Raw genomic sequence first — 21,427 nt, 5'->3', positions numbered from 1 at the left:
ACCCACGCCTACCCGAAGGATCCCCGCGATGACCGTCATGGTCGACATCAGGTCCGTCCACAAGAGCTTCGGCTCCCAGGAAGTACTCAAGGGCATCGACCTCGCCGTGCGCGCGGGCGAGGTCACCGTGATCCTCGGCCCGTCCGGCTCCGGCAAGTCGACGCTGCTGCGCACCATCAACCACCTGGAGAAGGTGGACCGGGGCGCGATCAGCGTGGACGGGGCGCTGGTCGGCTACCGGCGCTCCGGCAACAGGCTGTACGAGCTGCGCGAGCGCGAAGTGCTGAGGCAGCGCACGCGGATCGGCTTCGTCTTCCAGAACTTCAACCTCTTCCCGCACCTCACCGTGCTGGACAACATCGTCGAAGCGCCGGTGTCCGCGCTGAAGCGGCCCCGCAAGGACGCCGTCGAGGCCGCGCGCCGACTGCTCGACCGGGTGGGGCTCGCCGAGAAGGCCGACGCCTACCCCCGGCATCTCTCCGGCGGACAGCAGCAGCGAGTGGCCATCGCCCGGGCGCTCGCGCTGGAGCCCAGGCTCCTCCTCTTCGACGAACCGACCTCCGCGCTCGACCCCGAGCTGGTCGGTGAAGTCCTCGACGTCATCAAGGACCTGGCCCACCAGGGCACCACGATGATCGTCGTCACGCACGAGATCGGGTTCGCCCGCGAGGTCGCCGACACGGTGGTGTTCATGGACGACGGGCGGATCGTCGAGCAGGGCGCGCCCGGTGACGTCCTGGACCGACCACGGCACGACCGCACGCGCGCCTTTCTCTCCAAGGTGCTCTGAGCCCACCGGTTCCGAGCAGAAAGGGTTCCCCCACCATGACCTCATCGCACGGCCGGCGCCTGTTGCACCTGGCCGCCGCCGTCGACCAGCAGACGGTGTACGACGCCGACTCCTACGTCGCACCGGCGCGGCTCGCCGAACGCGGCGGCCTCGACTTCGTGACCCTGGACGACACCTTCGCCCGCCCGGGCCCCGACGCGCTCTCCGTCCTGTCCCGGGTGGCGCCCGCCACCAGCAGGGTCGGCCTGGTGCCCACCGTCACGACCACGCACACCGAGCCCTTCCACGTCCAGGCGGCCGTCGCGACCCTCGACTGGGTCAGCCGCGGCCGGGCCGGCTGGCGGCTCGACGTGTCGACCACCGAGGGCGAGGCCCGCCTCTTCGGCCGGCGGAACGCGGCCCCGGCCGACGCGCTGTGGCAGGAGGCCGGCGAAGTCGCCGACGTGGCCGCCAAGTTGTGGGACAGCTGGGAGGACGACGCCGAGATACGGGACGTGGCGACCGGCCGTTTCATCGACCGGGACAAACTGCACCACGTCGACTTCACCGGCTCCGCCTTCTCGGTCAAGGGCCCCTCGATCGTGCCGAGACCCCCGCAGGGCCACCCCGTGCGCGTGGTCGACGCCACCGAGGGGCATACCCGGCGGACCGCCGCCCGGTACGCCGACGTGGCGCTCGTACGGGCAGTGGGCCCCGCGCAGCTCGCTGCCGTACGGGACCAACTGCGGGCATCCGCCTCGGCGTTCGGCCGGGACCCCGACGACCTGCGGGTCCTCGCGAGTCTCGTCGTCGACCTCGGTGGCGGCGAGTACGCGGCCGAGCCGGGCCACGGCGGGGGCGGCCCTCGGCAGAGCCCCCGGGGCCCGCTCTACCGGGGCGGCCCCGTCGACCTCGCCGAGCTGATCACCGCCTGGTACACGGACGGCGTCGCCGACGGCTTCCACCTCACGCCCGCCGAACCCCGCCGTGACCTGGAGCGGCTCGTCAACGGCACGGTGGCGTTGCTGCAACACCGGGGACTGTTCCGCACGTTCTACCCGGGCAGCACGCTCAGGGAGCACCTCGGGCTCGCCCGGCCCGCCAACCAGTACGCGGTGGCAGGGGGAGCGTCATGACCGGACGAAGTTCTTCGAGGAAGCGGATCCATCTGGCCGCGCACTTTCCCGGCGTCAACAACACCACCGTCTGGGCCGATCCCCGCTCCCGGTCCCAGATCGAGTTCTCCTCCTTCGAGCACCTCGCGCGCACCGCGGAACGCGGCCTGTTCGACTTCTTCTTTCTCGCCGAAGGGCTGCGGCTGCGTGAACACAAGGGCCGTATACACGACTTGGATGTCGTCGGGCGTCCCGAGTCGCTCACCGTGCTCAACGCCCTCGCCGGCGTGACCGACCGGCTCGGACTCGCCGCCACGGTCAACGCCACCTTCAACGAACCGTGCGAACTCGCCCGCAGGCTGGCCACGTTGGACCACCTCAGCGGCGGGCGGGCCGCCTGGAACGTGGTGACCTCCTCCGACGCCTTCACCGGCGAGAACTTCCGGCGCGGGGGCTACCTCGACCGGGCCGACCGCTATACCCGGGCTGCCGAGTTCGTCGCCACCGCATGGGAGTTGTGGGACTCCTGGACCCCGGACGGAGTCTCCCGGCCCTTCGCGCACCGGGGCCGGCACTTCGACATCGCGGGCGAGTTCGGCGTCCCGCGCTCGCCGCAGGGGCACCCGGTCGTCATCCAGGCGGGGGACTCGGAAGAGGGGCGGGAGTTCGCCGCTGCCACGGCCGACGTGATCTTCACGCGGCACGGGACCCTGGAGGCCGGACGTGCCTTCTACGCCGACGTCAAGAAGCGCCTGGAGAAGTACGGCCGTACGCCCGACGACCTGAAGATCATGCCCGGCGTCACCGTCGTCCTCGGCGACACCGCGGCCGAGGCGCAGGAGCGGGCGGCCGGAATCCGGCGGCAGCAGGTGTCCCCGCAGAACGCCCTTCTCACGCTGGAGCAGATCTGGGGCGTGGACCTGTCGTCGTACGACCCGGACGGGCCGCTGCCCGAGATCGACCCGGTTCCGGAGTCGGCCATCACCCAGGGTCGGACCCGGCGCGGGGACACGGTGGCGATCGCCGAGAAATGGCGGGCACTGTCGAAGGAGAAGGGACTGTCCATCCGGCAGACCGTGATCGAGGCCGGCGGCCGGCAGTCGTTCATCGGCACTCCGGAGGCGGTCGCGGCCGAACTCGAGACGTTCGTGCGGCGGGACGCCGCCGACGGCTTCATTCTCGTCCCGCACCTCACTCCGGGCGGACTCGACGAGTTCGTGGACCGGGTGGTGCCGCTGCTCCAGGAGCGCGGCGCGTTCCGTACGGCATACGAGGGCGCCACCCTGCGCTCACACCTCGGGCTGTCCGAGCAGGTGTGGAAGGGCTGATCACCCGACGACGGCCGCATCCGGCGCGTGGAAGCGGTGCCACGAACACCGCGTCGAGAGGGCGCCAGGTCCTACGACCCTCCGGACGGGCGACATCCGGACATCGCCGGGTCAGGGGCCGCCGAGGGGGACGCGGCCGTCCTCACGGCCGTCGGCGGGCGCGGTCTCACCCACGATCGCGTTGGCCGGTGCCGGGACGCCGCACGCGGTTCACGACGGTCGGCCTCAACCTGCTCTGAGAAGCGGTCATCTCGCGTAGACCATAAAGATCGTTTAAAGCTTGACGGCCGAAAGGCGCCCTTGCGCCTACCGTCCGTTCGGCCGAATACTCCCCCACAGCGCTTGTCAGGGGCACGGCGTGTTCGGAATCCGGGCACCCGGCACCTCTGGCTGCGCCTCACGGGCCCGACCCCACGAGGGCCCCCGACTTCCCATGTGGAGGAACGAAAAGTGAGGATCAAGCGCACCACCCCCCGCAGCGGCATTACGAGACGGACCCGGCTGATCGCCGTAACCGCCGGCCTCGCCGCTGCCGCCGCGATCGCGGTCCCCAGCGCGAACGCGTCCGACGCCCCCACCACTTTCAGCGCCACCGCCCTCAAGAGCGCCAGCAGTTCGGTGCTCAAGGCCGACGTCCCGGGCACCGCCTGGGCCGTCGACAGCAAGACCAACCGTGTCGTCGTCACCGTCGACAGCACGGTCTCCCAGGCCGAGATCGCGGAGATCAAGGAGCAGGCCGGCAGCAACGCCGACGCGCTCACGATCAAGCGCACGGCGGGCAAGTTCCAGAAGTACATCGCAGGCGGCGACGCCATCTATGCGAGTAGCTGGCGCTGTTCCCTCGGCTTCAACGTCCGTGACAGCTCGGGCAACTACTACTTCCTGACCGCCGGTCACTGCACCGACGGCGCGGGCACCTGGTGGTCCAACTCGGGCCACACCACGACGCTCGGCACCACCTCGGGCTCCAGCTTCCCGACGAACGACTACGGCATCGTCCGGTACACCAACACGTCGGTCACCAAGTCGGGCACCGCAGGCAACACGGACATCACGAGTGCGGCCACCCCGAGTGTCGGCACCACGGTCACCCGTGACGGCTCGACCACCGGCATCCACAGCGGCCGGGTCACCGCCCTCAACGCGACCGTCAACTACGGCGGCGGCGACATCGTCTACGGCATGATCCAGACCACGGTCTGCGCCGAGCCCGGCGACTCCGGCGGTTCGCTGTACGGCACCAACGGCGTCGCCTACGGTCTCACCTCCGGCGGCAGCGGCAACTGCACCTCCGGCGGTACGACGTTCTTCCAGCCGGTCGTGGAGGCCCTGAACGCCTATGGCGTGAGCGTCTTCTAGTACCTGGACCGTCCGGCCCCAGGAACACCGGCAACATCTGCAGCCAGCAGCAGGCGAGCCCCCGCACGCAACTGTCGTGCGGGGGCTCGCCCTTGTTCGCGTACCGGGGTTACCGTCAACACACAGGCGGTCACGTCGGACCCTGGGGGCCGTGATGGTCGAGGAGCTGGTGGCGGCGGGAGTGACGCTCGCGTCCGCCGGAGCGGTGTACGTGATGGCGGCGGCACGGGTCGTCAAACAGTACGAACGGGGTGTGGTCTTCCGGCTCGGCAAGCTCCGGCCGGAGGTGCGCGAACCGGGCTTCACCATGATCCTTCCGGGCATCGACAAGCTCCGGAAGGTCAACATGCAGATCGTGACGATGCCGGTGCCCGGGCAGGAGGGCATCACCCGGGACAACGTCACGGTGCGGGTCGACGCCGTCGTCTACTTCAAGGTGACCGCGCCGGCCGAGGCGGTCGTCCGGGTGGAGGACTACCGGTTCGCGGTCGCCCAGATGGCGCAGACCTCGCTGAGGTCCATCATCGGCAAGAGCGAGCTGGACGACCTGCTCTCCAACCGCGAAAAGCTCAACGAGGGGCTGGAGTTGATGATCGACAGCCCTGCCGTGGAGTGGGGCGTCACCATCGACCGGGTCGAGATCAAGGACGTTTCGCTGCCGGAGACCATGAAGCGGTCCATGGCCCGCCAGGCGGAGGCCGACCGTGAGCGGCGGGCCCGGGTCATCAACGCCGACGCGGAACTGCAGGCGTCGAAGAAGCTCGCCGAGGCCGCCAAGGAGATGTCCGAGCAGCCCGCAGCGCTGCAACTGCGGCTGCTGCAGACGGTGGTGGCGGTCGCCGCCGAGAAGAACTCGACGCTGGTGCTGCCGTTCCCGGTGGAGCTGCTGCGGTTCCTGGAGAGGGCGCAGCAAGGGCCTCCCGTGGCGCAGCAACCCGTGCAACCCGTGGCGCAGCAACCGGAACCGGTGCAACCCGTGGTGCAGCAACCGGTGCAACCCGTGGTGCAGCAACCGGTGCAGGAGCAACTCTCGTCCGTCGAGCCCCGGCCGAACTCCGATGCGCAAGGGTCGATTTCAAGACAGGACTAGACCTCACGGGCTGATGAAGGTTACTCGCACGTAGTGTTTGCAGCGTGAAGGGCCTGGGGTGACCGTGGACAGTCAAAACCGAAAGGGGCGTGCAATCGCGTTCTACGCGCGTCCGGAAGTCGACCTTGTGCGCCCCCTGTGGGGTTCGGAAGAGTGGGCGCTCGTCAACCAGCCTTCCGGTCCGCGAGATCCCCACAACCTCCGGGCCGACCCCCCACAGGAGGACGCGAGTTGAAGCACCGACGCATACCCAGGCGGCGGGCCGCCGTGACAGGTGCGGGCATCGCCGCACTGGTCGCCGCGGGAGTCACCTTCCAGACTGCGAACGCCAGCGAGCCTGCGAACACCCCTGAGCCCCAGGTCCTTTCGGTCCTGGCGGCCGGAAAGCTCGCCTCGACGCTCGGTCAGGACCTCGGCACCGACGCCGCAGGCACGTTCTACGACGCGAAGACCAAGAGCCTCGTGGTCAACGTGCTCGACGAGGCCGCGGCCAAGACCGTCGAACAGGCCGGCGCCCAGGCCAGAATCGTCGAGAACTCCCTCGCCGAGCTGAAGAGCGCCCGCAGCACCCTCACTCAGGACGCCACCATCCCCGGCACCTCCTGGGCGACCGACCCGACGACCAACAAGGTCGTGGTCACCGCCGACCGCACGGTCTCCGAGGCCGAGCTGGCCAAGCTGACCAAGGTCGTCAAGGGACTCGGCACCACGGCCGAACTCCAGCGCACGAAGGGTGAGTTCAAGCCCTTCATCGCGGGCGGCGACGCCATCACCGGAGGCGGCGGGCGCTGCTCGCTCGGCTTCAACGTGGTCAAGGGTGGCGAGCCGTTCTTCCTCACCGCCGGGCACTGCACCGAGTCCATCTCCACCTGGTCGGACTCCAGCGGCACCGAGATCGGCACCAACGAGGACTCCAGCTTCCCGGACAACGACTACGGCCTGGTCAAGTACACCGCCGACGTGGACCACCCGAGCGAGGTGGACCTGTACGACGGCTCCGCCCAGCAGATCACCGGCGCGGCCGAGGCCACCGTGGGCATGAAGGTCACCCGCAGCGGCTCGACCACCCAGGTGCACGACGGCACCGTCACGGGTCTGGACGCCACGGTGAACTACGGCAACGGCGACATCGTCAACGGCCTGATCCAGACCGACGTCTGCGCCGAACCCGGCGACAGCGGCGGCTCGCTCTTCTCGGGCAGCAGCGCGATCGGTCTCACCTCCGGCGGCAGCGGCGACTGCACCTCGGGCGGCGAGACCTTCTTCCAGCCGGTGACGGAGGCGCTGTCCGCGACCGGCACCGAGATCGGCTGACCTGCCGGCACACGTCCGCGAAGTCCCGCCCCGCGCGCGAGGGGCGGGACTTCCGCGTCGTACGAGTCGGCCTACGCGGCCTGCGCGGCCTACGCCGGCTGCCTCTTCCGTCGCAGCCGCCGGCAGCGTGATCACGATCCCCGCGAGCGTCCACGCCGACAGGGCCAGCAATGAGACGGTCGTGTCGTTGCCCTCGAAGCAGGCGATCGAGCGTGCCCTCCAGGTGCCGGCGCCCGGCGGCAGCGCCGGGCCGACGGCGTTCCAGAACGGCGGCAGCATCGGCAGCGGGAAGGCGCCGCCCGCGCTCGGGTTGCCCGCGATCACCGCGAGCAGGATCGCGAGGCCGATACCGACGATCCCGAAGACGCCCTGGAGGGCGAGCGTCGCGGCGCCGACCGCGAAGGTGACCAGGGCGCCGAGTCCCCACAGGGCCACCACGCTGCCGGGCAGGGCGCCCAGGACCGGACCGGCGATGACCGCGCCGCCGAGGCCGCCGACGACCGACGCCGGCGCCATCGCGGCCGGCCGGATCACCGCGCGGCGCGGGTTGGCGGCCATCTGTGCGCGTCGATCCTGGCGATCAGCACCGGCGCCCGGCCCGTTGGAAGGGCGCGTCATCCGCCTGCGGCGTCCTCGGCCTCCCAGCGCAGCAGGTCGCCCGGCTGGCACTTGAGAACCTCGCAGAGGGCGGCGAGCGTCGCGAAGCGCACCGCCTTGGCGCGGCCGTTCTTGAGTACCGCCAGGTTGGCGGGCGTGATCCCTACGCGGTCCGCGAGCTCGCCCACGGACATCTTCCGCCTGGCCAGCATCACGTCGATGTCGACGGCGATCGGCATCAGATCACCTCGTCCAACTCGGCCTGCATCTGCGTCGCTTCGACATCGCGCGCGACGGCCTGGGCGAGCAGCATCCGCAGCACGAGCACGATGAGCGCGACCCCCAGGATGGCCACGCCGACCCCGCCCATGATGACGGTGACGCCCGGGTCGTCCCGCTGGCCCGGCGCATTGATGGCCGTGACCGTGAACCACACGAGGGCAGCCGCCACGATCGCGCCGATCACGCCGTCCACGTACCGGAAGGCGGCGTGGGAGAACACGGTTCCGCGTCGCACCATCGTCACCAGCCGCCATACGCAGACCAGGGCGACCTGGACCGACACCATGCCCAGGATCGTGATCACGCGCAGCGGGGTCAGCGGGAGCGACCCGTCCTCCGGGTCGCTCCCGCTGACCAACACCCACACCATCAATGCCTGTACGAACACGGTGCCGGCAAGTACCACCGCGAGCACGGCGCGCAGTGCACGCACTGTCAGCTTTCCCACGGCTCATCCTTCCATCGAGTTGCGATGGGAATCTATCGAAATTCGATAGGTGAAACAAGGGCCGGGACGGAGGGCGGCGGCACGTTCGCGCGGTGGCGGGACGCCGCCGTCTCTCATGGCGCGGCTGTCGCGCGAACCGTCTTGATCTTGTCGAAGTCGACTCGGGGTCTTCGCCGACGAGCGTGAGCATCCGCCACCTGTCGCGAACGGTCACATGTGGGGTGTTTGTGCAGGTGGGACGGGCTCGAACGGATGTCGCACACGCATTCGAAAATTGGTCTATGGTGGGGGTGAGGTAGCTGGGAACAGATGTTCGAGAGCCGGTTCGGGCTCACGAGTGCGGGAGGTGCGTGTGCCGGGTTTCACGCATCTGCACACCGTCTCTGGGTTCTCCCTGCGGTACGGAGCCTCACACCCGGAGCGCCTGGCCGAGCGCGCCTCCGGGCGGGACATGGACGCCCTCGCCCTCACCGACCGCGACACCGTCGCCGGCACGGTCCGCTTCGCCAAGGCCTGCGCGAAGGAAGGGGTCCGCCCGCTGTTCGGCGTGGACCTCGCGGTGGAGGTGCCTGGGGGTGCAGGGCGGGAGCGCCGCCGCACCCCCGTACGCGGAGGTGCCTTCATCGACGAGTCGACACCCCGCGTCACCTTCCTCGCCCGGGACGGCGCCCGCGGCTGGGCCGACCTGTGCCGGCTCGTCACGGCGTCGCATGTGGGGGAGGGCACGCCCCTGCTGCCCTGGGCCGACAACAAGGCGGACGGCCTGACCGTCCTGCTCGGCCCCGCCTCCGACGTCGGCCGCGCCCTCGCCGCGGGTCGCCCCGACCGCGCCGCCAAGCTGCTCGCCCCCTGGCGGGAGATCTACGGCGACGCCCTGCGTCTCGAAGCCGTCTGGCACGGCCGCAAGGGCACAGGGCCCGGCTCCCTGCGGCTTGCCGCCCGTACCGTCGGCTTCGCCGCCGAGCAGCGGATCCGGCCCGTGCTCAGCAACGCCGTCCGGTACGCCGACCCCGGCCTCGGCCCGGTCGCCGACGTCCTGGACGCCGCCCGCCGCCTGGTCCCCGTGGACGTGACGAAGGAACTGGACTCCGGCGAGGCCTGGCTCAAGGACGCGCCCGCCATGCTCGGGGTGGCGGAACGGGTCGTCGAGGCCGCCGGCTACCGTCGCGACACCGCCCACCGCCTGCTGGAACAGACCCGGGTGACGGCCGCCGAGTGCCTGGTCGACCCCGAGGACGACCTCGGCATCGGCACCGTCCACTTCCCCGAGCCGCACCTGGTCGGCGCGGGCCGCCGCACCGCGCAGCGGGCACTGGCCTCGCGGGCGGCGGCGGGGATGATGCTGAAGGGCTACTCCGGGAAGCGCGCGTACTGGGAGCGGATGCACCGGGAACTGGACATCATCGCCCACCACGGCTTCGCCTCCTACTTCCTGACGGTCGCTCAAGTGGTGGACGACGTACGGGAGATGGGCATCCGGGTCGCCGCCCGCGGCTCCGGCGCGGGTTCCCTCGTCAACCACCTCCTCGGCATCGCGCACGCCGACCCGGTCGCGCACGGGCTGCTGATGGAGAGGTTCCTGTCCAAGGAACGGATCGTCCTGCCGGACATCGACATCGACGTGGAGTCCGCGCGCCGCCTGGAGGTCTACCGCGCGATCATCGGCCGGTTCGGTGCCGAGCGGGTCGCGGCGGTCGCGATGCCGGAGACCTACCGGGTGCGGCATGCGATCCGGGACGTCGGCGCGGCCCTGTCCATGGACCCGGCCGACATCGACCGCATCGCCAAGTCCTTTCCGCACATCCGCGCCCGCGACGCCCGCGCGGCACTGGAGGAACTGCCCGAGCTCAGACAACTGGCGGGGGAGCTTCAGCGGGAAGGGGAGCGGTACGGGAAGCTCTGGGAACTGGTCGAGTCCCTCGACGCCCTCCCGCGCGGAGTCGCCATGCACCCCTGCGGAGTGCTCCTCTCCGACGCCTCCCTGCTCTCCCGTACGCCGGTGATGCCGACCAGCGGCGAGGGGTTCCCCATGTCCCAGTTCGACAAGGACGACGTCGAGGACCTCGGGCTGCTCAAGCTGGACGTGCTCGGGGTGCGGATGCAGTCGGCGATGGCGCACGCGGTCGCGGAGGTGGAGCGGGCGACGGGGGACCGGATCGACCTGGACGCCGTGCGGGGCGGCGACCCGGCGACGTACCGACTCATCCGTTCCGCCGAGACGTTGGGCTGCTTCCAGATCGAGTCGCCGGGGCAGCGGGACCTGGTGGGGCGGCTGCAGCCGGCCACCTTCCACGACCTCGTCGTCGACATCTCGCTCTTCCGGCCCGGTCCGGTCGCCGCCGACATGGTGCGGCCGTTCATCGAGGCGCGGCACGGGCGGGCGCCGGTCCGTTACCCGCACCGGGATCTGGAAGGGCCGTTGAAGGAGACGTACGGAGTCGTCGTCTTCCACGAGCAGATCATCGACATCGTCGCCATCATGACCGGGTGCGGGCGCGGCGAGGCGGACCGGGTGCGGCGCGGGCTGTCCGACCCGGAGTCGCAGGGGCGGATCAGGATCTGGTTCGCGCAGCACGCGGCGGCCAAGGGCTACGACGCAGAAACGATTCAGCGTACCTGGGAGATCGTCGAGGCCTTCGGGTCGTACGGCTTCTGCAAGGCGCACGCGGTCGCCTTCGCCGTGCCGACGTACCAGTCGGCGTGGCTGAAGGCGCACCACCCGGCCGCCTTCTATGCCGGGTTGCTCACGCACGACCCCGGGATGTACCCCAAGCGGCTGCTGCTGGCGGACGCGCGGCGGCGCGGGGTGCCGATCCTGCCGTTGGACGTGAACAAGTCGGCGGTCGCCCACTGTATCGAACTGGTGTCTGAATCCAAGGTGTGGGGGCTGCGGTTGGCCCTCTCCGACGTGCACGGCATCAGCGAGGCCGAGGCGGCGCGGGTGGCGGACGGGCAGCCGTACGCCTCGCTGCTCGACTTCTGGGACCGGGCCCGTCCGAGTCGACCGCTCGCCGGGCGGCTCGCGCAGGTCGGCGCGTTGGATGCCTTCGGCGCCAACCGCCGTGATCTGCAACTGCACTTGACCGAGCTGCACCGAGGTGCGCGCGGCGGTCGTGGGGACCAACTCCCGCTGTCCGGAGGGCGGAAGACCGCACCGGCCGGGCTGCCCGATCTCTCCTCGGCGGAGAAGCTGAGTGCCGAGCTGGGTGTGCTGTCCATGGACGCCTCGCGCAATCTGATGGACGACCACCGGGCGTTCCTCGACGAGCTGGGCGTGGTGTCGGCGCGGCGGCTGCGGGAGGCGCGGCACGGGGAGACGGTGCTGGTCGCGGGCGCCAAGGCGGCCACCCAGACGCCGCCGATCCGGTCCGGCAAGCGGGTCATCTTCTCCACCCTGGACGACGGCACCGGCCTGGTCGACCTCGCCTTCTTCGACGACTCCCACGACGCCTGCGCCCACACCGTCTTCCACTCCTGGCTGCTGCTGGTGCGTGGGGTGGTGCAGCGGCGCGGTCCGCGCAGCCTCAGCGTGGTGGGCGCCGCCGCCTGGAACCTCGCCGAACTGGTCGAACTGCGCGCCGAGGGCGGGCTCGACGTGGTGGCGGCACGGCTGGCGGAGCCCATGCCGGAAGGGGGCGGGGATTCGACGGAGGGCAGGCGAATCCAGATGCCCACCGGATACGAACTGCATCCGTGGGCCGATCTGCGCCCGGCGGGCGAAGAGCCCGCGAAGGTACGGAAGTTGTGGCATCAGAGTCCGGGGAGTGCGGGATGACCATCCTCTGCGTACGTTTCCAGCTGCCGCCGATGTGTGAGGCGGCTCTGCCGGGGCTGCTCGGGTTGCTCGAGGAGTTCACGCCCGTCGTCGAGGCGCTGCCGCCGGACGGGGCGCTGGCCGATCTGCGGGGCGCCGAACGGTACTTCGGGCGCAGTGCGGTGGAGCTGGCGTCGGTGATCCGGGTCCGGGCGCTCGCCCTGTACGGCGTCGACTGCGTGATCGGCGCCGGGCCGGGCCCGATGCTGGCCCGCATCGCACTGCGCGACGCCGGGCCGGGGGTGACCTGCGCGGTGTCCGAGGACGCCGCCATGGAGTTCCTCGCCGGCAAGCCCGTCGCCGCGCTCCCCGGCGTCGGCGCCGCGACCGCCCGCACCCTGGGCGAGTACGGCCTCGACACCCTCGGCCTGGTCGCCGCCGCGCCCCTGTCCACGCTCCAGCGCCTGGTCGGTGCGAAGGCCGGCCGCGAACTGCGCGAGAAGGCGAACGGCATCGACCGCGGCCGGGTCGTACCGAACGCCGTCTCCCGTTCGCTGGCCGCCGAACGCCCCTTCGACCGCGACGAGTTGGACGCCGACCGGCATCGCCGCGCACTGCTCTCGGCCGCCGAGGAACTGGGCGCCCGACTGCGCGCCCTCGACAAGGTCTGCGGCACCCTGACCCTCGTCGTACGCTACGCCGACCGCTCCTCGACGACCCGCACCCGCACCCTCAAGGAACCGACCGCGCACTCCGCCGCGCTGACGAAGGCGGCCTACGGCATGTACGAGGCCCTCGGTCTCCAGCGCGCCCGGGTCCGCTCGGTCACCCTGCGCGCCGAGGCCCTCGGCCCCGCCGAACAGGCCTCCTACCAGCTTGCCTTCGACCCCGTGGACGAGAAGCTCCGCCGGATCGAGGAGGTCGCGGACCGCGTGCGAGCGAAGTTCGGGCCGCGGGCGGTGATGCCGGGGTCGCTGGCGGCATAAGGGTCAGTTGGCCCACGGGGGTGTGATCCGGGTGCCGTCGGCCAGCTCCGCCTCCAGGCCGATGGAGGTGGTGACCCAGGAGGTGGCGACCTCGGTCGTCGGGTTCTCGACGGCGAGCGTCGACCCGGGGTTGATGATCACCGTGTCGCCCGCGGTGACGTGGTGGGTGTGGCCGTCGAGGGTCATCAGCAGTTCGCCGCCGAGTACATGGAAGATCTCCTCCCGGTTGACGGTGTGTGCGGGCGCCTTGGTCCCCGCCGGGATCTCGCCCCGCCAGGCGCACAGCTCCTTGCTGCCGGTGAGGGGCGTGGCGTGCGAGACGAAACGGGCGCCGTGGATCTCGTGGGTGACGGCATCGGACGGACGGATGACGGGCAATGGACTCTCCAATTCCGGATGGTCAAGCGACTTGACTACCTTCCTCATGGTCAAGCAGCTTGACCAATTCGTCAAGGGTGTTTCAATGCCTCCGTGGAGAACTCCGAAGCCATGGCCCTGTCCGCCGCGCTGCTCGCCGTCGCCGGTGAACTCACTCAGCGCATCAATGAGGGCGTCCTCGCCCGCGGCTTCGAGGGGATCAGGCCCGCGCACGGTTTCGCGTTCGCCCGGCTCGCCCCGGGCGGGGCGACGGTCACCGATCTCGCGGCCCACCTCGGGGTGACCAAGCAGGCCGCGAGCCAGCTGGTCGACGAGATCGTGCGCAAGGGCTACGCCGAGCGTCGGCCGCATCCCGGCGACGCCAGGGCCCGGCTGATCGTGCTGACCGGGCGGGGGTGGGCCTGCACCCGTGCGGCGGAGGAGGCGGCCGCGGAGGCCGTGGGGGCGTGGGTGGCGCTGCTCGGTGAGAGGGAAGTGCGCGCGCTGGGCGGCCAATTGGGGCGCATTGCACCCTATGGTCCCATCAAGCCAGTGTGGTGATGGTTCGTCCGTGCATTATCAGCGACTGCAGTGGTCGATGGTTACCACTGGAAGTTTTTACTGACGCGTAACTTCACAAGTGCACTACTCGTCCGTAACTTGACGAGTGAACAGCATCCTCGTGATCCGGATCACAGGGCGTAGAGCCGTCGCAACTCCCTTGAGCCGCAAGGAGATCACACGATGCTGCCCTGGAATCGAGTGCTCAGACCCCTGGCCGCGCTGCTGCTGGCCGCCGCGGTCGCCGTCGTCCCCGCCACCACCGCGCAGGCGGCCGATGCCTCCGGCAGCGGTTGGAACGACTACTCCTGCAAGCCGTCCGCCGCCCATCCCCGCCCCGTCGTCCTCGTACACGGAACCTTCGCCAACTCCGTCGACAACTGGCTTGGCCTCGCGCCGTATCTGAAGGACCGCGGTTACTGCGTCTTCTCGCTCGACTACGGCCAGCTGCCGGGCCTCCCGCTCATCCACGCCCTCGGCCCGGTCGACAAGTCGGCGGAGCAGCTGAAGGCCTACGTCGACAAGGTGCTCGCCGCGACCGGCGCCGCCGAGACCGACCTCGTCGGCCACTCGCAGGGCGGCATGATGCCCCGCTACTACCTGAAGTTCCTCGGCGGAGCCGCCAAGGTGAACGCCCTCGTCGGCATCGCGCCCAGCAACCACGGCACCACGCTCTCCGGCTTCACCAACCTCCTGCCGTACTTCCCCGGCATCGGGGACCTGCTCACCGCCAACACCCCCGCCCTCGCCGACCAGGCCGCCGGCTCCGCCTTCCTCACCAAGCTCAACGAGGGGGGCGACACCGTGCCCGGCGTCCGGTACACGGTCCTCGCCACCAAATACGACGAGGTGGTCACGCCGTACCAGAGCCAGTTCCTCAGCGGGCCGGGCGTGCGCAACGTCCTGCTCCAGGACCTGTGCCCGGTCGACCTGTCCGAGCACGCGCTGATCGGTCTGGTCGACCGGATCGCCTTCCACGAGGTGGCCAACGCCCTTGACCCGGCGCACGCCACCCCGACCACCTGCGCGTCGGCGGTCGGCTGAGTGCTGCCGGGGCCTGTCCGGCCTGAGCCGCCGGTCAGGCCCCGGAACCCTTGGATCAGCGACCGGTCCGGCCACCGCTCGCCGCACGCCGGCGGACCGCGGCGAACAGGACCGCAGAGCCGAGCGCCAGCGTCGCCGCGCCGCCCACGGCGACGTACGGGGTGCTGCTGTCGCCGCCGGTCTCGGCGAGGTTCTCGGTGGTGCCGGCCGCCTTCGCCTCGTCGGGCACGGAGCTCTCGGTCTGCGTGACCGGCTGCGCTTCCGGCGCCGCCGACGTGCCGGCGTCCTGGTCACCGTGGCCGTGGTGTTCGACCGTCGACTGGTCGCCGCCGTCCTCGATCTGCTCCTCGGAGGGGGCGGAGGCGGTCGGGACGGGCGACGCGCTGCTCGTCGTACCGCTGTCGCTGCCACCGCTGTCGCTGTTGCCGCTCCCGCCGCCGAATGCCACGTCCGAGCAGGAGTAGAACGCCTCCGGGCTGTCCGAGCGCTGCCAGATCGCGTACAGCAGCTGCTTGCCGGAGCGCTCGGGGAGGGTGCCGGAGAAGGTGTAGAAGCTGCCGGACGCGGCCGGGTCGGTGACCGTCGCCACCGGGTCGGCCAGGTCCAGGTCGTCCCAGGCGAGCGGCTGCGTCGGGTCGTAACCGGCCTTGGTGATGTACACCTTGAAGGTCCCCTTGTGCGGGGCGGTCACGCGGTACTTGAAGGTGTACGACCCACTGCTCACGCTCGTCGCCGGCCAGTCGGCGCGGGCCAGGTCGAGCCCCTTGAACTCGTCGTTGTTCGCGCTGCACAGCTTGCCGTCCGGGATCAGCGTCCGGTGCTGTCCGTCCGCGTTGCCGATGCGGATGCCGTTCCAGTCGTACAGCGCCTGCGTGCCCCCGGCCGCGACCGCCGCCCTGCACGCGTCCGACGCCGGGCTCTCGGGGCCCTCCGCGTAACACTGCGAGATCCTGCTGACCGGGTCGCCCATGGATCCGTGCGCGGACGCGGGGGCGGCGGACAGCACGGTCAGGGCCAGCGGAGACAGACCGAGGGCGGCGACGGTGGCGGCCTTGCGGCGTGCGGGCATGGGGGATCTCCTCGGAACCGGAACTGATGCGTGCCGGATCAAAGAAACCGTGAGAACGCCTGCTGGAGGCGGCTGGTGGCGATCTTTATGGCCGCCTTAAGGGAGTGCTGAGACTGAGATCAGGTAGATAGCGTGCGCGTCATGACGAACGAGGAGATCCGGCCCGCGACGACAGCCGACGTACCCGCCGTGAAAGCCGTCACCGACGCCGCGTACCACCACTACATCGAGCGCATCGGGGTGGTGCCGCAGCCCATGGAGGCGGACCACGCGGCGAACGTGGCCGAGGGGAAGGTGTTCGTGGCGGGGGAGCCCGTGCTCGGTCTGGTGGTGGTCGAGGAATGCGAGGACCACCTGTACCTCGACAACATCGCCGTCCACCCCGACGCGCACGGCAGGGGCGTGGGGGGACGGCTGCTGCGTTTCGTGGAGGCACACGCGCGTGCGCTGCGTCTCCCCGAGGTCAGGCTCTACACGAACGCCATGATGTGGGAGAACCAGGAGATCTACCCGAAGTACGGGTACGAGGTCGTGGAGCGGCGCGTCGACGGGCCGTACGACCGCATTCACTACCGCAAGCGGCTGGACTGAGGGAGCTTGGGCTCCTCACCCGTCCGGCCACCAGGTGCGTGCGATGTCCTTTCGGACCTCCGGGCGTCCCGCGGGGCGCTCGTCGGCCTCCTCGCGGACCTGGCGGGAGTCCGTCTTCCTCAGGGGCTTCTGCACGGTCACACGGCGCATGGCTGCCTCCTCCAAGGTCTACCGGGTTCCGCGTTCTCACGGAGGTAGACCCGTTCAGGGAGAGTTCCTCATCGGTTGCCGTTCTGTCAGTGGCCGTTGTCACGATTCGACTGTCAGTGGCGGGTGTCACTCTTGGGCGCATGACGAACGAGAGTGACGGCACGACTTCGGCGGGTGTCGACTGGGACGCGCAGGCCGCCGCCTTCGACGACGAGCCCGACCACGGCCTGCGCGACCCGAAGGTGCGCCACGCCTGGGCCGGACGGCTGCGCGACTGGCTGCCTGGGCGCGCCTGTGACGTCCTCGACCTCGGCTGCGGCACCGGCAGCCTGTCGCTCCTCGCGGCCGAGCAGGGACACCGTGTCACCGGCGTGGACAGCTCCCCGGCCATGGTCGACCTCGCGCGCGCCAAGCTGGCCGGCCGTGACGCCGTGTTCCTCGTCGGTGACGCGACGGAACCGCCCGTGGGGGAGGAGCGCTTCGACGCCGTGCTCGTACGGCACGTGCTGTGGGCGCTGCCCGACCCCGGCCGCGCCCTGCGGCACTGGCGGGAGCTGCTGCGTCCCGGCGGCCGGCTGGTGCTGGTCGAGGGCGTGTGGGGGACGGTCAGCCCGGTGGGCATACCCGCCGACCGGCTCACCGCCCTCCTCGCCCCGCTCGCCGGGCAGGTGCGCGTGGACCGGCTGTCGGGCGACGCGCTGCTGTGGGGGAAGGAGGTGGAGGACGAGCGGTACGCGGTGGTGGCGGTGGTCGGCTGAGGGCGGGTCACGCGAGGAGCGCGTCGAAACCGCCCGCGCGCGCCAGCGCCTCCAGCTCGTCGAGGGCGGCCACCGCGGCGGCCGCCGCCCCCGGATCCCGCTCCGCGAGACCGCTCTCGGCGAACTCGTCCTCGTCCAGGCGCAGGACGTCCGTGCCGTCGGCCGACAGCCACAGGTCCAGGTCGAGATCTTCCACGACGAGTTCGGCGCCGGACCGCGTGGCCGGTCGGGTGACGTCGCAGTACCAGCCCTTCAGCGCGCCCGTGGAGTCGCGGACCTCCTTCACCGCGTACCAGCGGTCCCGCCAGTAGTACTCGGTGAAGACGTCGCCGGGCTCGAAGCGGACGAAGCCGAAGTCGCGGACGCCCTCGCCGGCCCAGGGGGCGCGGACGGCGAGCCGCGTGCCGTCGTCGCCGAGGAGTTCGGCCTCGTAACGGATCTTCGTACGGCCCGCCTTGACCAGGACGACCTCCAGGAGGACCGAGGACTCAGCTGAATTCGCGGACATACCGCACCTCCGTCGCGCAGATCTCGTACCCGAACCACTTGTTGATCGCGATCATCGGGCCGTTGCCGGTGTCGTTGCCGGTGAACGCCTCCGTGAGCCCGGCGGCGCGGGCGCGGTGCAGGGAGTCGTTCTTGGCGAGTTTGGCCAGGCCCCGGCCGCGGAAGGCGCGGGCGGTGCCGGTCATGACGGTGCCGTAGCGGGTGCCGCCGTCCGTGCGGGCCATGCTGAAGGCGGCGGGACGGCCGTCGGCCACGGCGACCGAGGTCAGCTCGGGGCTGAAGAGAGGGTGCTGCCAGGTCTCCGTCAGCCAGGCCCCGTAGTCGGTGAACTCGTAGGCGATGTCGCTCGGTTCGTCCGACATCGTCTCCGAGTCCAGCTCGAACAGCGGGCGCGGGTCGGCCGCGAAGTCGGCTCCGGTGCGCAGCTCGACGCCCGGCGGAAGCGGCCGGAGCGGCGGCAGGCCGCCGCCCGCCAGGTCCAGGCGGAGGAAGTGCGCGGAGCGGCTTTCGCGGTAGCCGTGCCGCTCGGCGAAGGCGCGGTTGCCCGGCTCGTCCAGGACCCAGGCGAAGAGCTTGGTCGCACCCCGGTCGGCCAGGTGCTGCTCGGCGGCGCGGACCAGCAGCGAGCCGGCACCGCGGCGCGTCCGCCCGGGGTGCACGTACACGTTGACGTAGCCCAGGCCGGGCTCCGGGCTGTCGTGGACGAGCCCGACCTGGGCCGTGCCGATCACCTCGCCGTCCATCTCCGCGACCAGGGGCCGGTAGTGGGCCTCGGGGCGGGTGTGCGCGAGGTCGTGGGCGAGGGAGTCCGGGGTGACGAGGAAGAAGGGAAGCGCGAGGTGGCGGACGCGGGCGAAGCCCTCGAAGTCTGCCCGGACCTCGGGGGCGAGGTCGCGCACGATCACAGTCATGTAGGCGCACGCTACGGGGGAGATGCACCGCGGTGCCTCTCATTTTCGGGCGGGTGCGGGACAATCACCCCGTGACCTTGAAGATCCACATCGATGAGAGCGCCCCTCCGTACGAGCAGGTGCGGGCGCAGATCTCCGAGCAGGCGCGGTCGGGAGTGCTGCCGGTCGGGTACCGGCTGCCCACCGTGCGCGGGCTGGCCGAGTCGCTCGGGCTCGCCGCGAACACGGTCGCCAAGGCGTACCGGGCGCTGGAGGCGGACGGGGTGATCGAGACGCGGGGGCGCAACGGAACGTACGTCGCTGCCGCGGGCTCGGCGGCGGAGCGGGAAGCCGCGCTGGCTGCACAGGCGTACGTCGAGCGGGTCCGGCGGCTCGGGTTGGACGAGAATGCGGCGCTTGTCGCGGTGCGGGATGCCCTGCGCGCGGCTTACGGGGAGGGCTGAGCAGGGTCCGGTACTGCCGGAGTACGCCGTCGCGGCTGAGCGCCGCTCGGCGCAGGCGGATCGGGAACGTCAGGCCCGCTCCAGGTGCTCCGGCACCCGGGTGGCGTCCAAGCCCTCCGACCGCGCCGCCCGTGCGAAGGTCATCGCGTCCTCCACCGCCGCCCCCGTCGGGTCGTTGTTGAAGTACGCGTACACGTCCTGGCCGTCGGACCACGACCGCGCGATCCGCTCGGCCCAGGTCTTCAGGGACTGCCGGCCGTAGTGCGGCCAGGCGCGGGCGCGGCCGACATGGAAGCGGACGTAGCCCCAGTCGGTGGTGCGCCACAGCGGCGTCGCCGGACGGGACTGCACGTCGGCCCAGCACAGGGCGGCCCCCCGGGCCTCCAGCACCTCGCGCACCTCGCGCGTCCACCACGAGTCGTGGCGCGGTTCGACCGCGATCCGCGTGCCGGCCGGGAAGCAGGCCAGGCAGGCGTCCAGCAGCCCCGCATCGGCGCGCAGGGTCGGTGGCAGCTGGAGCAGGACCGGGCCCAGGCGGTCACCGAGGCCCGCCGCGTGGCTCATCAGCCGGTGCACCGGCTCCTCGGGGTCCCGCAGCCGCTTGATGTGGGTCAGGTAGCGGCTGGCCTTGACCGCGACGACGAAGTCCGGCGGGGTGCGCTCCCGCCAGGCCTCGAAGGTCTCCCGGGACGGCAACCGGTAGAAGGCGTTGTTGATCTCGACCGTCGCGAAGCGCGTCGCGTACTCCTCCAGCCACAGCCGGGTGGGACACCCGGCGGGGTAGAGGACGCCCCGCCAGTCCTTGTACTGCCACCCCGACGTGCCGACGAACAGGGTCATACCTTCATCAAAGCACTACAGGTACAGCCCCGCGTCCGCGTCCGTCCGCGGCTCCGGCAGTGACGTCGGCGAGGTGCCCCGGCGCAGCGCGTACAGCTCCGCCAGCGTCGCGCCCTCGCGGCCCACGCCCTCCTCGGTGCCGAGCCAGCCCACCGCCTCCCGGCGGGTCAGCGGACCCACCTCGATGCGGGCGAGACAGCGGCCGGGACGGACCACGGCCGGGTGGAGGCGCTCCAGGTCCTCGTTGGTGGTGACGCCGACCAGGACGTTGCGGCCCTGGCCGAGCAGGCCGTCGGTCAGGTTCAGCAGCCGCGACAGTGCCTGGCCCGCCGTGTGCTTCGCCTCCCCGCGGATCAGCTCGTCGCAGTCCTCGAGGAGGAGCAGCCGCCACCGCCCCTTCCCCGTGGCGTCCTCCTCGCCGATCGCGATGTCCATCAGATAGCCGACGTCGGAGAACAGCCGCTCCGGGTCCAGGACGCAGTCCACCTGGCACCAGTCCCGCCAGGAACGCGCCAGCGTCCGCAGCGCCGACGTCTTGCCGGTGCCCGGCGGGCCGTGCAGGAGGAGCAGACGGCCCGCGATGTCCTCCGGGGTCGTCTTCATCAGGCGGTCCATCGCGTCCGCCACCGGGCCGGTGTAGTTGTCCCGCACCTCGTCCCACGTGCCCGCGGAGATCTGCCGGGTGGTGCGGTGCGGGCCGCGCCTCGGGGAGACGTACCAGAAGCCCATGGTCACGTTCTCCGGCTGCGGTTCGGGCTCGTCCGCCGCGCCGTCGGTGGCCTGGCCGAGGACCTTCTCGGCCAGTTCGGGGCTGGTCGCCGTGACCGTGACGTCGGCGCCGCGGTTCCAGCGGGAGATCAGCAGCGTCCAGCCGTCGCCCTCGGCGAGGGTCGCGCTGCGGTCGTCGTCGCGGGCGACACGGAGCACGCGGGCGCCCGCCGGCAGGAGCGTCGCCCCGGACCGCACGCGGTCGATGTTGGCCGCGTGCGAGTACGGCTGCTCGCCCGTCGCGAAGCGGCCGAGGAACAGCGCGTCGACGACGTCGGACGGCGAGTCGCTGTCGTCGACGTTGAGCCGGATCGGCAGAGCGTCGTGTGGGTTTGCAGACATGCGGCCATGATCCGGCACCAAGGCGTCCGATGCACCGGATTTCC

22 protein-coding genes and 1 pseudogene are annotated in these 21,427 nt (G+C 71.1%); 13 read left to right on the top strand and 10 right to left on the bottom strand.

The features are described from left to right. Positions 1-28: 28 nt before the first annotated feature. The 6 genes from ADK57_RS18975 to ADK57_RS18950 all read left to right on the top strand — a co-directional run bounded on the left by ADK57_RS18975 (position 29) and on the right by ADK57_RS18950 (position 6,975). Positions 29-790: an amino acid ABC transporter ATP-binding protein gene (locus tag ADK57_RS18975; RefSeq protein ID WP_053750661.1), complete on the top strand. Its 762-nt coding sequence runs from the start codon at positions 29-31 to the stop codon at positions 788-790. A 35-nt stretch (positions 791-825) separates the two neighbouring features. Continuing rightward, the gene (locus ADK57_RS18970; protein WP_053750660.1) at positions 826-1,905 is read left to right on the top strand and encodes an LLM class flavin-dependent oxidoreductase; all 1,080 of its coding nucleotides are present in this window, start codon (positions 826-828) and stop codon (positions 1,903-1,905) included. Beyond that, complete coding sequence (locus ADK57_RS18965) at positions 1,902-3,212, top strand: NtaA/DmoA family FMN-dependent monooxygenase (RefSeq protein WP_053750659.1); 1,311 nt, start codon at positions 1,902-1,904, stop codon at positions 3,210-3,212. Before ADK57_RS18970 ends, ADK57_RS18965 begins: the two co-directional genes overlap by 4 nt. Before the next feature lie 450 nt (positions 3,213-3,662). Beyond that, positions 3,663-4,571, top strand: a complete 909-nt coding sequence (locus ADK57_RS18960; RefSeq protein ID WP_053750658.1) for a S1 family peptidase — start codon at positions 3,663-3,665, stop codon at positions 4,569-4,571. A 154-nt stretch (positions 4,572-4,725) separates the two neighbouring features. Continuing rightward, the gene (locus ADK57_RS18955; protein WP_053750657.1) at positions 4,726-5,661 is read left to right on the top strand and encodes a slipin family protein; all 936 of its coding nucleotides are present in this window, start codon (positions 4,726-4,728) and stop codon (positions 5,659-5,661) included. Between the two features lie 231 nt (positions 5,662-5,892). Next, positions 5,893-6,975 carry a S1 family peptidase gene (locus ADK57_RS18950; RefSeq protein WP_053750656.1) on the top strand — a complete coding sequence of 361 codons (1,083 nt, stop codon included), beginning with the start codon at positions 5,893-5,895 and terminating at the stop codon, positions 6,973-6,975. A gap of 114 nt (positions 6,976-7,089) precedes the next feature. Here the strand turns inward: ADK57_RS18950 and ADK57_RS51300 are convergent. The 3 genes and pseudogenes from ADK57_RS51300 to ADK57_RS18940 form a co-directional block, all read right to left on the bottom strand. Next, positions 7,090-7,527, bottom strand: a pseudogene (locus tag ADK57_RS51300) (DUF3533 domain-containing protein); the annotation flags it as partial. Between the two features lie 62 nt (positions 7,528-7,589). Then, positions 7,590-7,811 (bottom strand): helix-turn-helix domain-containing protein, encoded by a 222-nt coding sequence (locus ADK57_RS18945; RefSeq protein WP_010981499.1) that lies wholly within the window; start codon positions 7,809-7,811, stop codon positions 7,590-7,592. Beyond that, positions 7,811-8,302, bottom strand: coding sequence for a DUF2975 domain-containing protein (locus tag ADK57_RS18940; RefSeq protein WP_053750655.1), 492 nt, complete (start codon positions 8,300-8,302; stop codon positions 7,811-7,813). The genes ADK57_RS18945 and ADK57_RS18940 overlap by 1 nt, the downstream gene beginning before the upstream one ends. 352 nt (positions 8,303-8,654) lie before the next feature. Here ADK57_RS18940 and ADK57_RS18935 point away from each other — a divergent pair, with 352 nt between their 5' ends. Both ADK57_RS18935 and ADK57_RS18930 read left to right on the top strand, forming a co-directional pair. Further along, on the top strand, positions 8,655-12,077 hold the full coding sequence (locus ADK57_RS18935; protein ID WP_053750654.1) for a DNA polymerase III subunit alpha: 3,423 nt from the start codon (positions 8,655-8,657) through the stop codon (positions 12,075-12,077). Then, positions 12,074-13,042, top strand: coding sequence for a DNA polymerase Y family protein (locus ADK57_RS18930; protein ID WP_053750653.1), 969 nt, complete (start codon positions 12,074-12,076; stop codon positions 13,040-13,042). Before ADK57_RS18935 ends, ADK57_RS18930 begins: the two co-directional genes overlap by 4 nt. A gap of 3 nt (positions 13,043-13,045) precedes the next feature. Here the strand turns inward: ADK57_RS18930 and ADK57_RS18925 are convergent, their stop codons facing one another. Beyond that, positions 13,046-13,420, bottom strand: a complete 375-nt coding sequence (locus ADK57_RS18925) for a cupin domain-containing protein (RefSeq protein ID WP_053750652.1) — start codon at positions 13,418-13,420, stop codon at positions 13,046-13,048. A 93-nt stretch (positions 13,421-13,513) separates the two neighbouring features. Here ADK57_RS18925 and ADK57_RS18920 point away from each other — a divergent pair, with 93 nt between their 5' ends. After that, positions 13,514-13,960 (top strand): MarR family winged helix-turn-helix transcriptional regulator, encoded by a 447-nt coding sequence (locus ADK57_RS18920; RefSeq protein ID WP_053750651.1) that lies wholly within the window; start codon positions 13,514-13,516, stop codon positions 13,958-13,960. Positions 13,961-14,143: 183 nt separating this feature from the next. Next, a complete protein-coding gene (locus tag ADK57_RS18915) occupies positions 14,144-15,004 on the top strand; it encodes an esterase/lipase family protein (RefSeq protein WP_053750650.1) in 861 nt (286 codons plus the stop codon). Between the two features lie 55 nt (positions 15,005-15,059). Here ADK57_RS18915 and ADK57_RS18910 read toward each other — a convergent pair whose 3' ends face one another. Beyond that, entirely contained in the window at positions 15,060-16,073 is a 1,014-nt protein-coding gene (locus ADK57_RS18910; protein WP_053750649.1) for a lytic polysaccharide monooxygenase, read from the bottom strand. 141 nt (positions 16,074-16,214) lie between these two features. Between ADK57_RS18910 and ADK57_RS18905 the strand changes: the two genes are divergently transcribed. Then, positions 16,215-16,664 (top strand): GNAT family N-acetyltransferase, encoded by a 450-nt coding sequence (locus tag ADK57_RS18905; RefSeq protein WP_053750724.1) that lies wholly within the window; start codon positions 16,215-16,217, stop codon positions 16,662-16,664. Positions 16,665-16,679: 15 nt separating this feature from the next. Here the strand turns inward: ADK57_RS18905 and ADK57_RS52005 are convergent, their stop codons facing one another. Beyond that, positions 16,680-16,814 carry a hypothetical protein gene (locus ADK57_RS52005; RefSeq protein WP_107091586.1) on the bottom strand — a complete coding sequence of 45 codons (135 nt, stop codon included), beginning with the start codon at positions 16,812-16,814 and terminating at the stop codon, positions 16,680-16,682. A 140-nt stretch (positions 16,815-16,954) separates the two neighbouring features. Between ADK57_RS52005 and ADK57_RS18900 the strand changes: the two genes are divergently transcribed. Next, positions 16,955-17,572 carry a class I SAM-dependent methyltransferase gene (locus tag ADK57_RS18900; RefSeq protein WP_053750648.1) on the top strand — a complete coding sequence of 206 codons (618 nt, stop codon included), beginning with the start codon at positions 16,955-16,957 and terminating at the stop codon, positions 17,570-17,572. Positions 17,573-17,579: 7 nt separating this feature from the next. On the opposite strand, the gene ADK57_RS18895 is transcribed toward ADK57_RS18900, so the two are convergent. Both ADK57_RS18895 and ADK57_RS18890 read right to left on the bottom strand, forming a co-directional pair. After that, positions 17,580-18,080, bottom strand: coding sequence for a DUF402 domain-containing protein (locus ADK57_RS18895; protein WP_053750647.1), 501 nt, complete (start codon positions 18,078-18,080; stop codon positions 17,580-17,582). Then, on the bottom strand, positions 18,061-18,990 hold the full coding sequence (locus tag ADK57_RS18890; protein WP_053750646.1) for a GNAT family N-acetyltransferase: 930 nt from the start codon (positions 18,988-18,990) through the stop codon (positions 18,061-18,063). The genes ADK57_RS18895 and ADK57_RS18890 overlap by 20 nt, the downstream gene beginning before the upstream one ends. Positions 18,991-19,061: 71 nt before the next feature. On the opposite strand from ADK57_RS18890, the gene ADK57_RS18885 reads away from it, so the two are divergent. Then, positions 19,062-19,433: a GntR family transcriptional regulator gene (locus ADK57_RS18885; protein ID WP_053750723.1), complete on the top strand. Its 372-nt coding sequence runs from the start codon at positions 19,062-19,064 to the stop codon at positions 19,431-19,433. Between the two features lie 69 nt (positions 19,434-19,502). Here the strand turns inward: ADK57_RS18885 and ADK57_RS18880 are convergent, their stop codons facing one another. Together ADK57_RS18880 and ADK57_RS18875 are read right to left on the bottom strand one after the other, a co-directional pair. Continuing rightward, positions 19,503-20,273: a DUF72 domain-containing protein gene (locus ADK57_RS18880; RefSeq protein ID WP_053750645.1), complete on the bottom strand. Its 771-nt coding sequence runs from the start codon at positions 20,271-20,273 to the stop codon at positions 19,503-19,505. A gap of 15 nt (positions 20,274-20,288) precedes the next feature. Further along, positions 20,289-21,383, bottom strand: a complete 1,095-nt coding sequence (locus ADK57_RS18875; RefSeq protein ID WP_053750644.1) for a DUF5925 domain-containing protein — start codon at positions 21,381-21,383, stop codon at positions 20,289-20,291. Positions 21,384-21,427: the final 44 nt, after the last annotated feature.

This window comes from Streptomyces sp. MMG1533 (assembly GCF_001279775.1).
GTDB lineage: Bacteria > Actinomycetota > Actinomycetes > Streptomycetales > Streptomycetaceae > Streptomyces.
The sequence above is the reverse complement of the archived record's forward strand: the minus strand, read 5'-3'. Positions and strand labels throughout refer to the sequence as shown.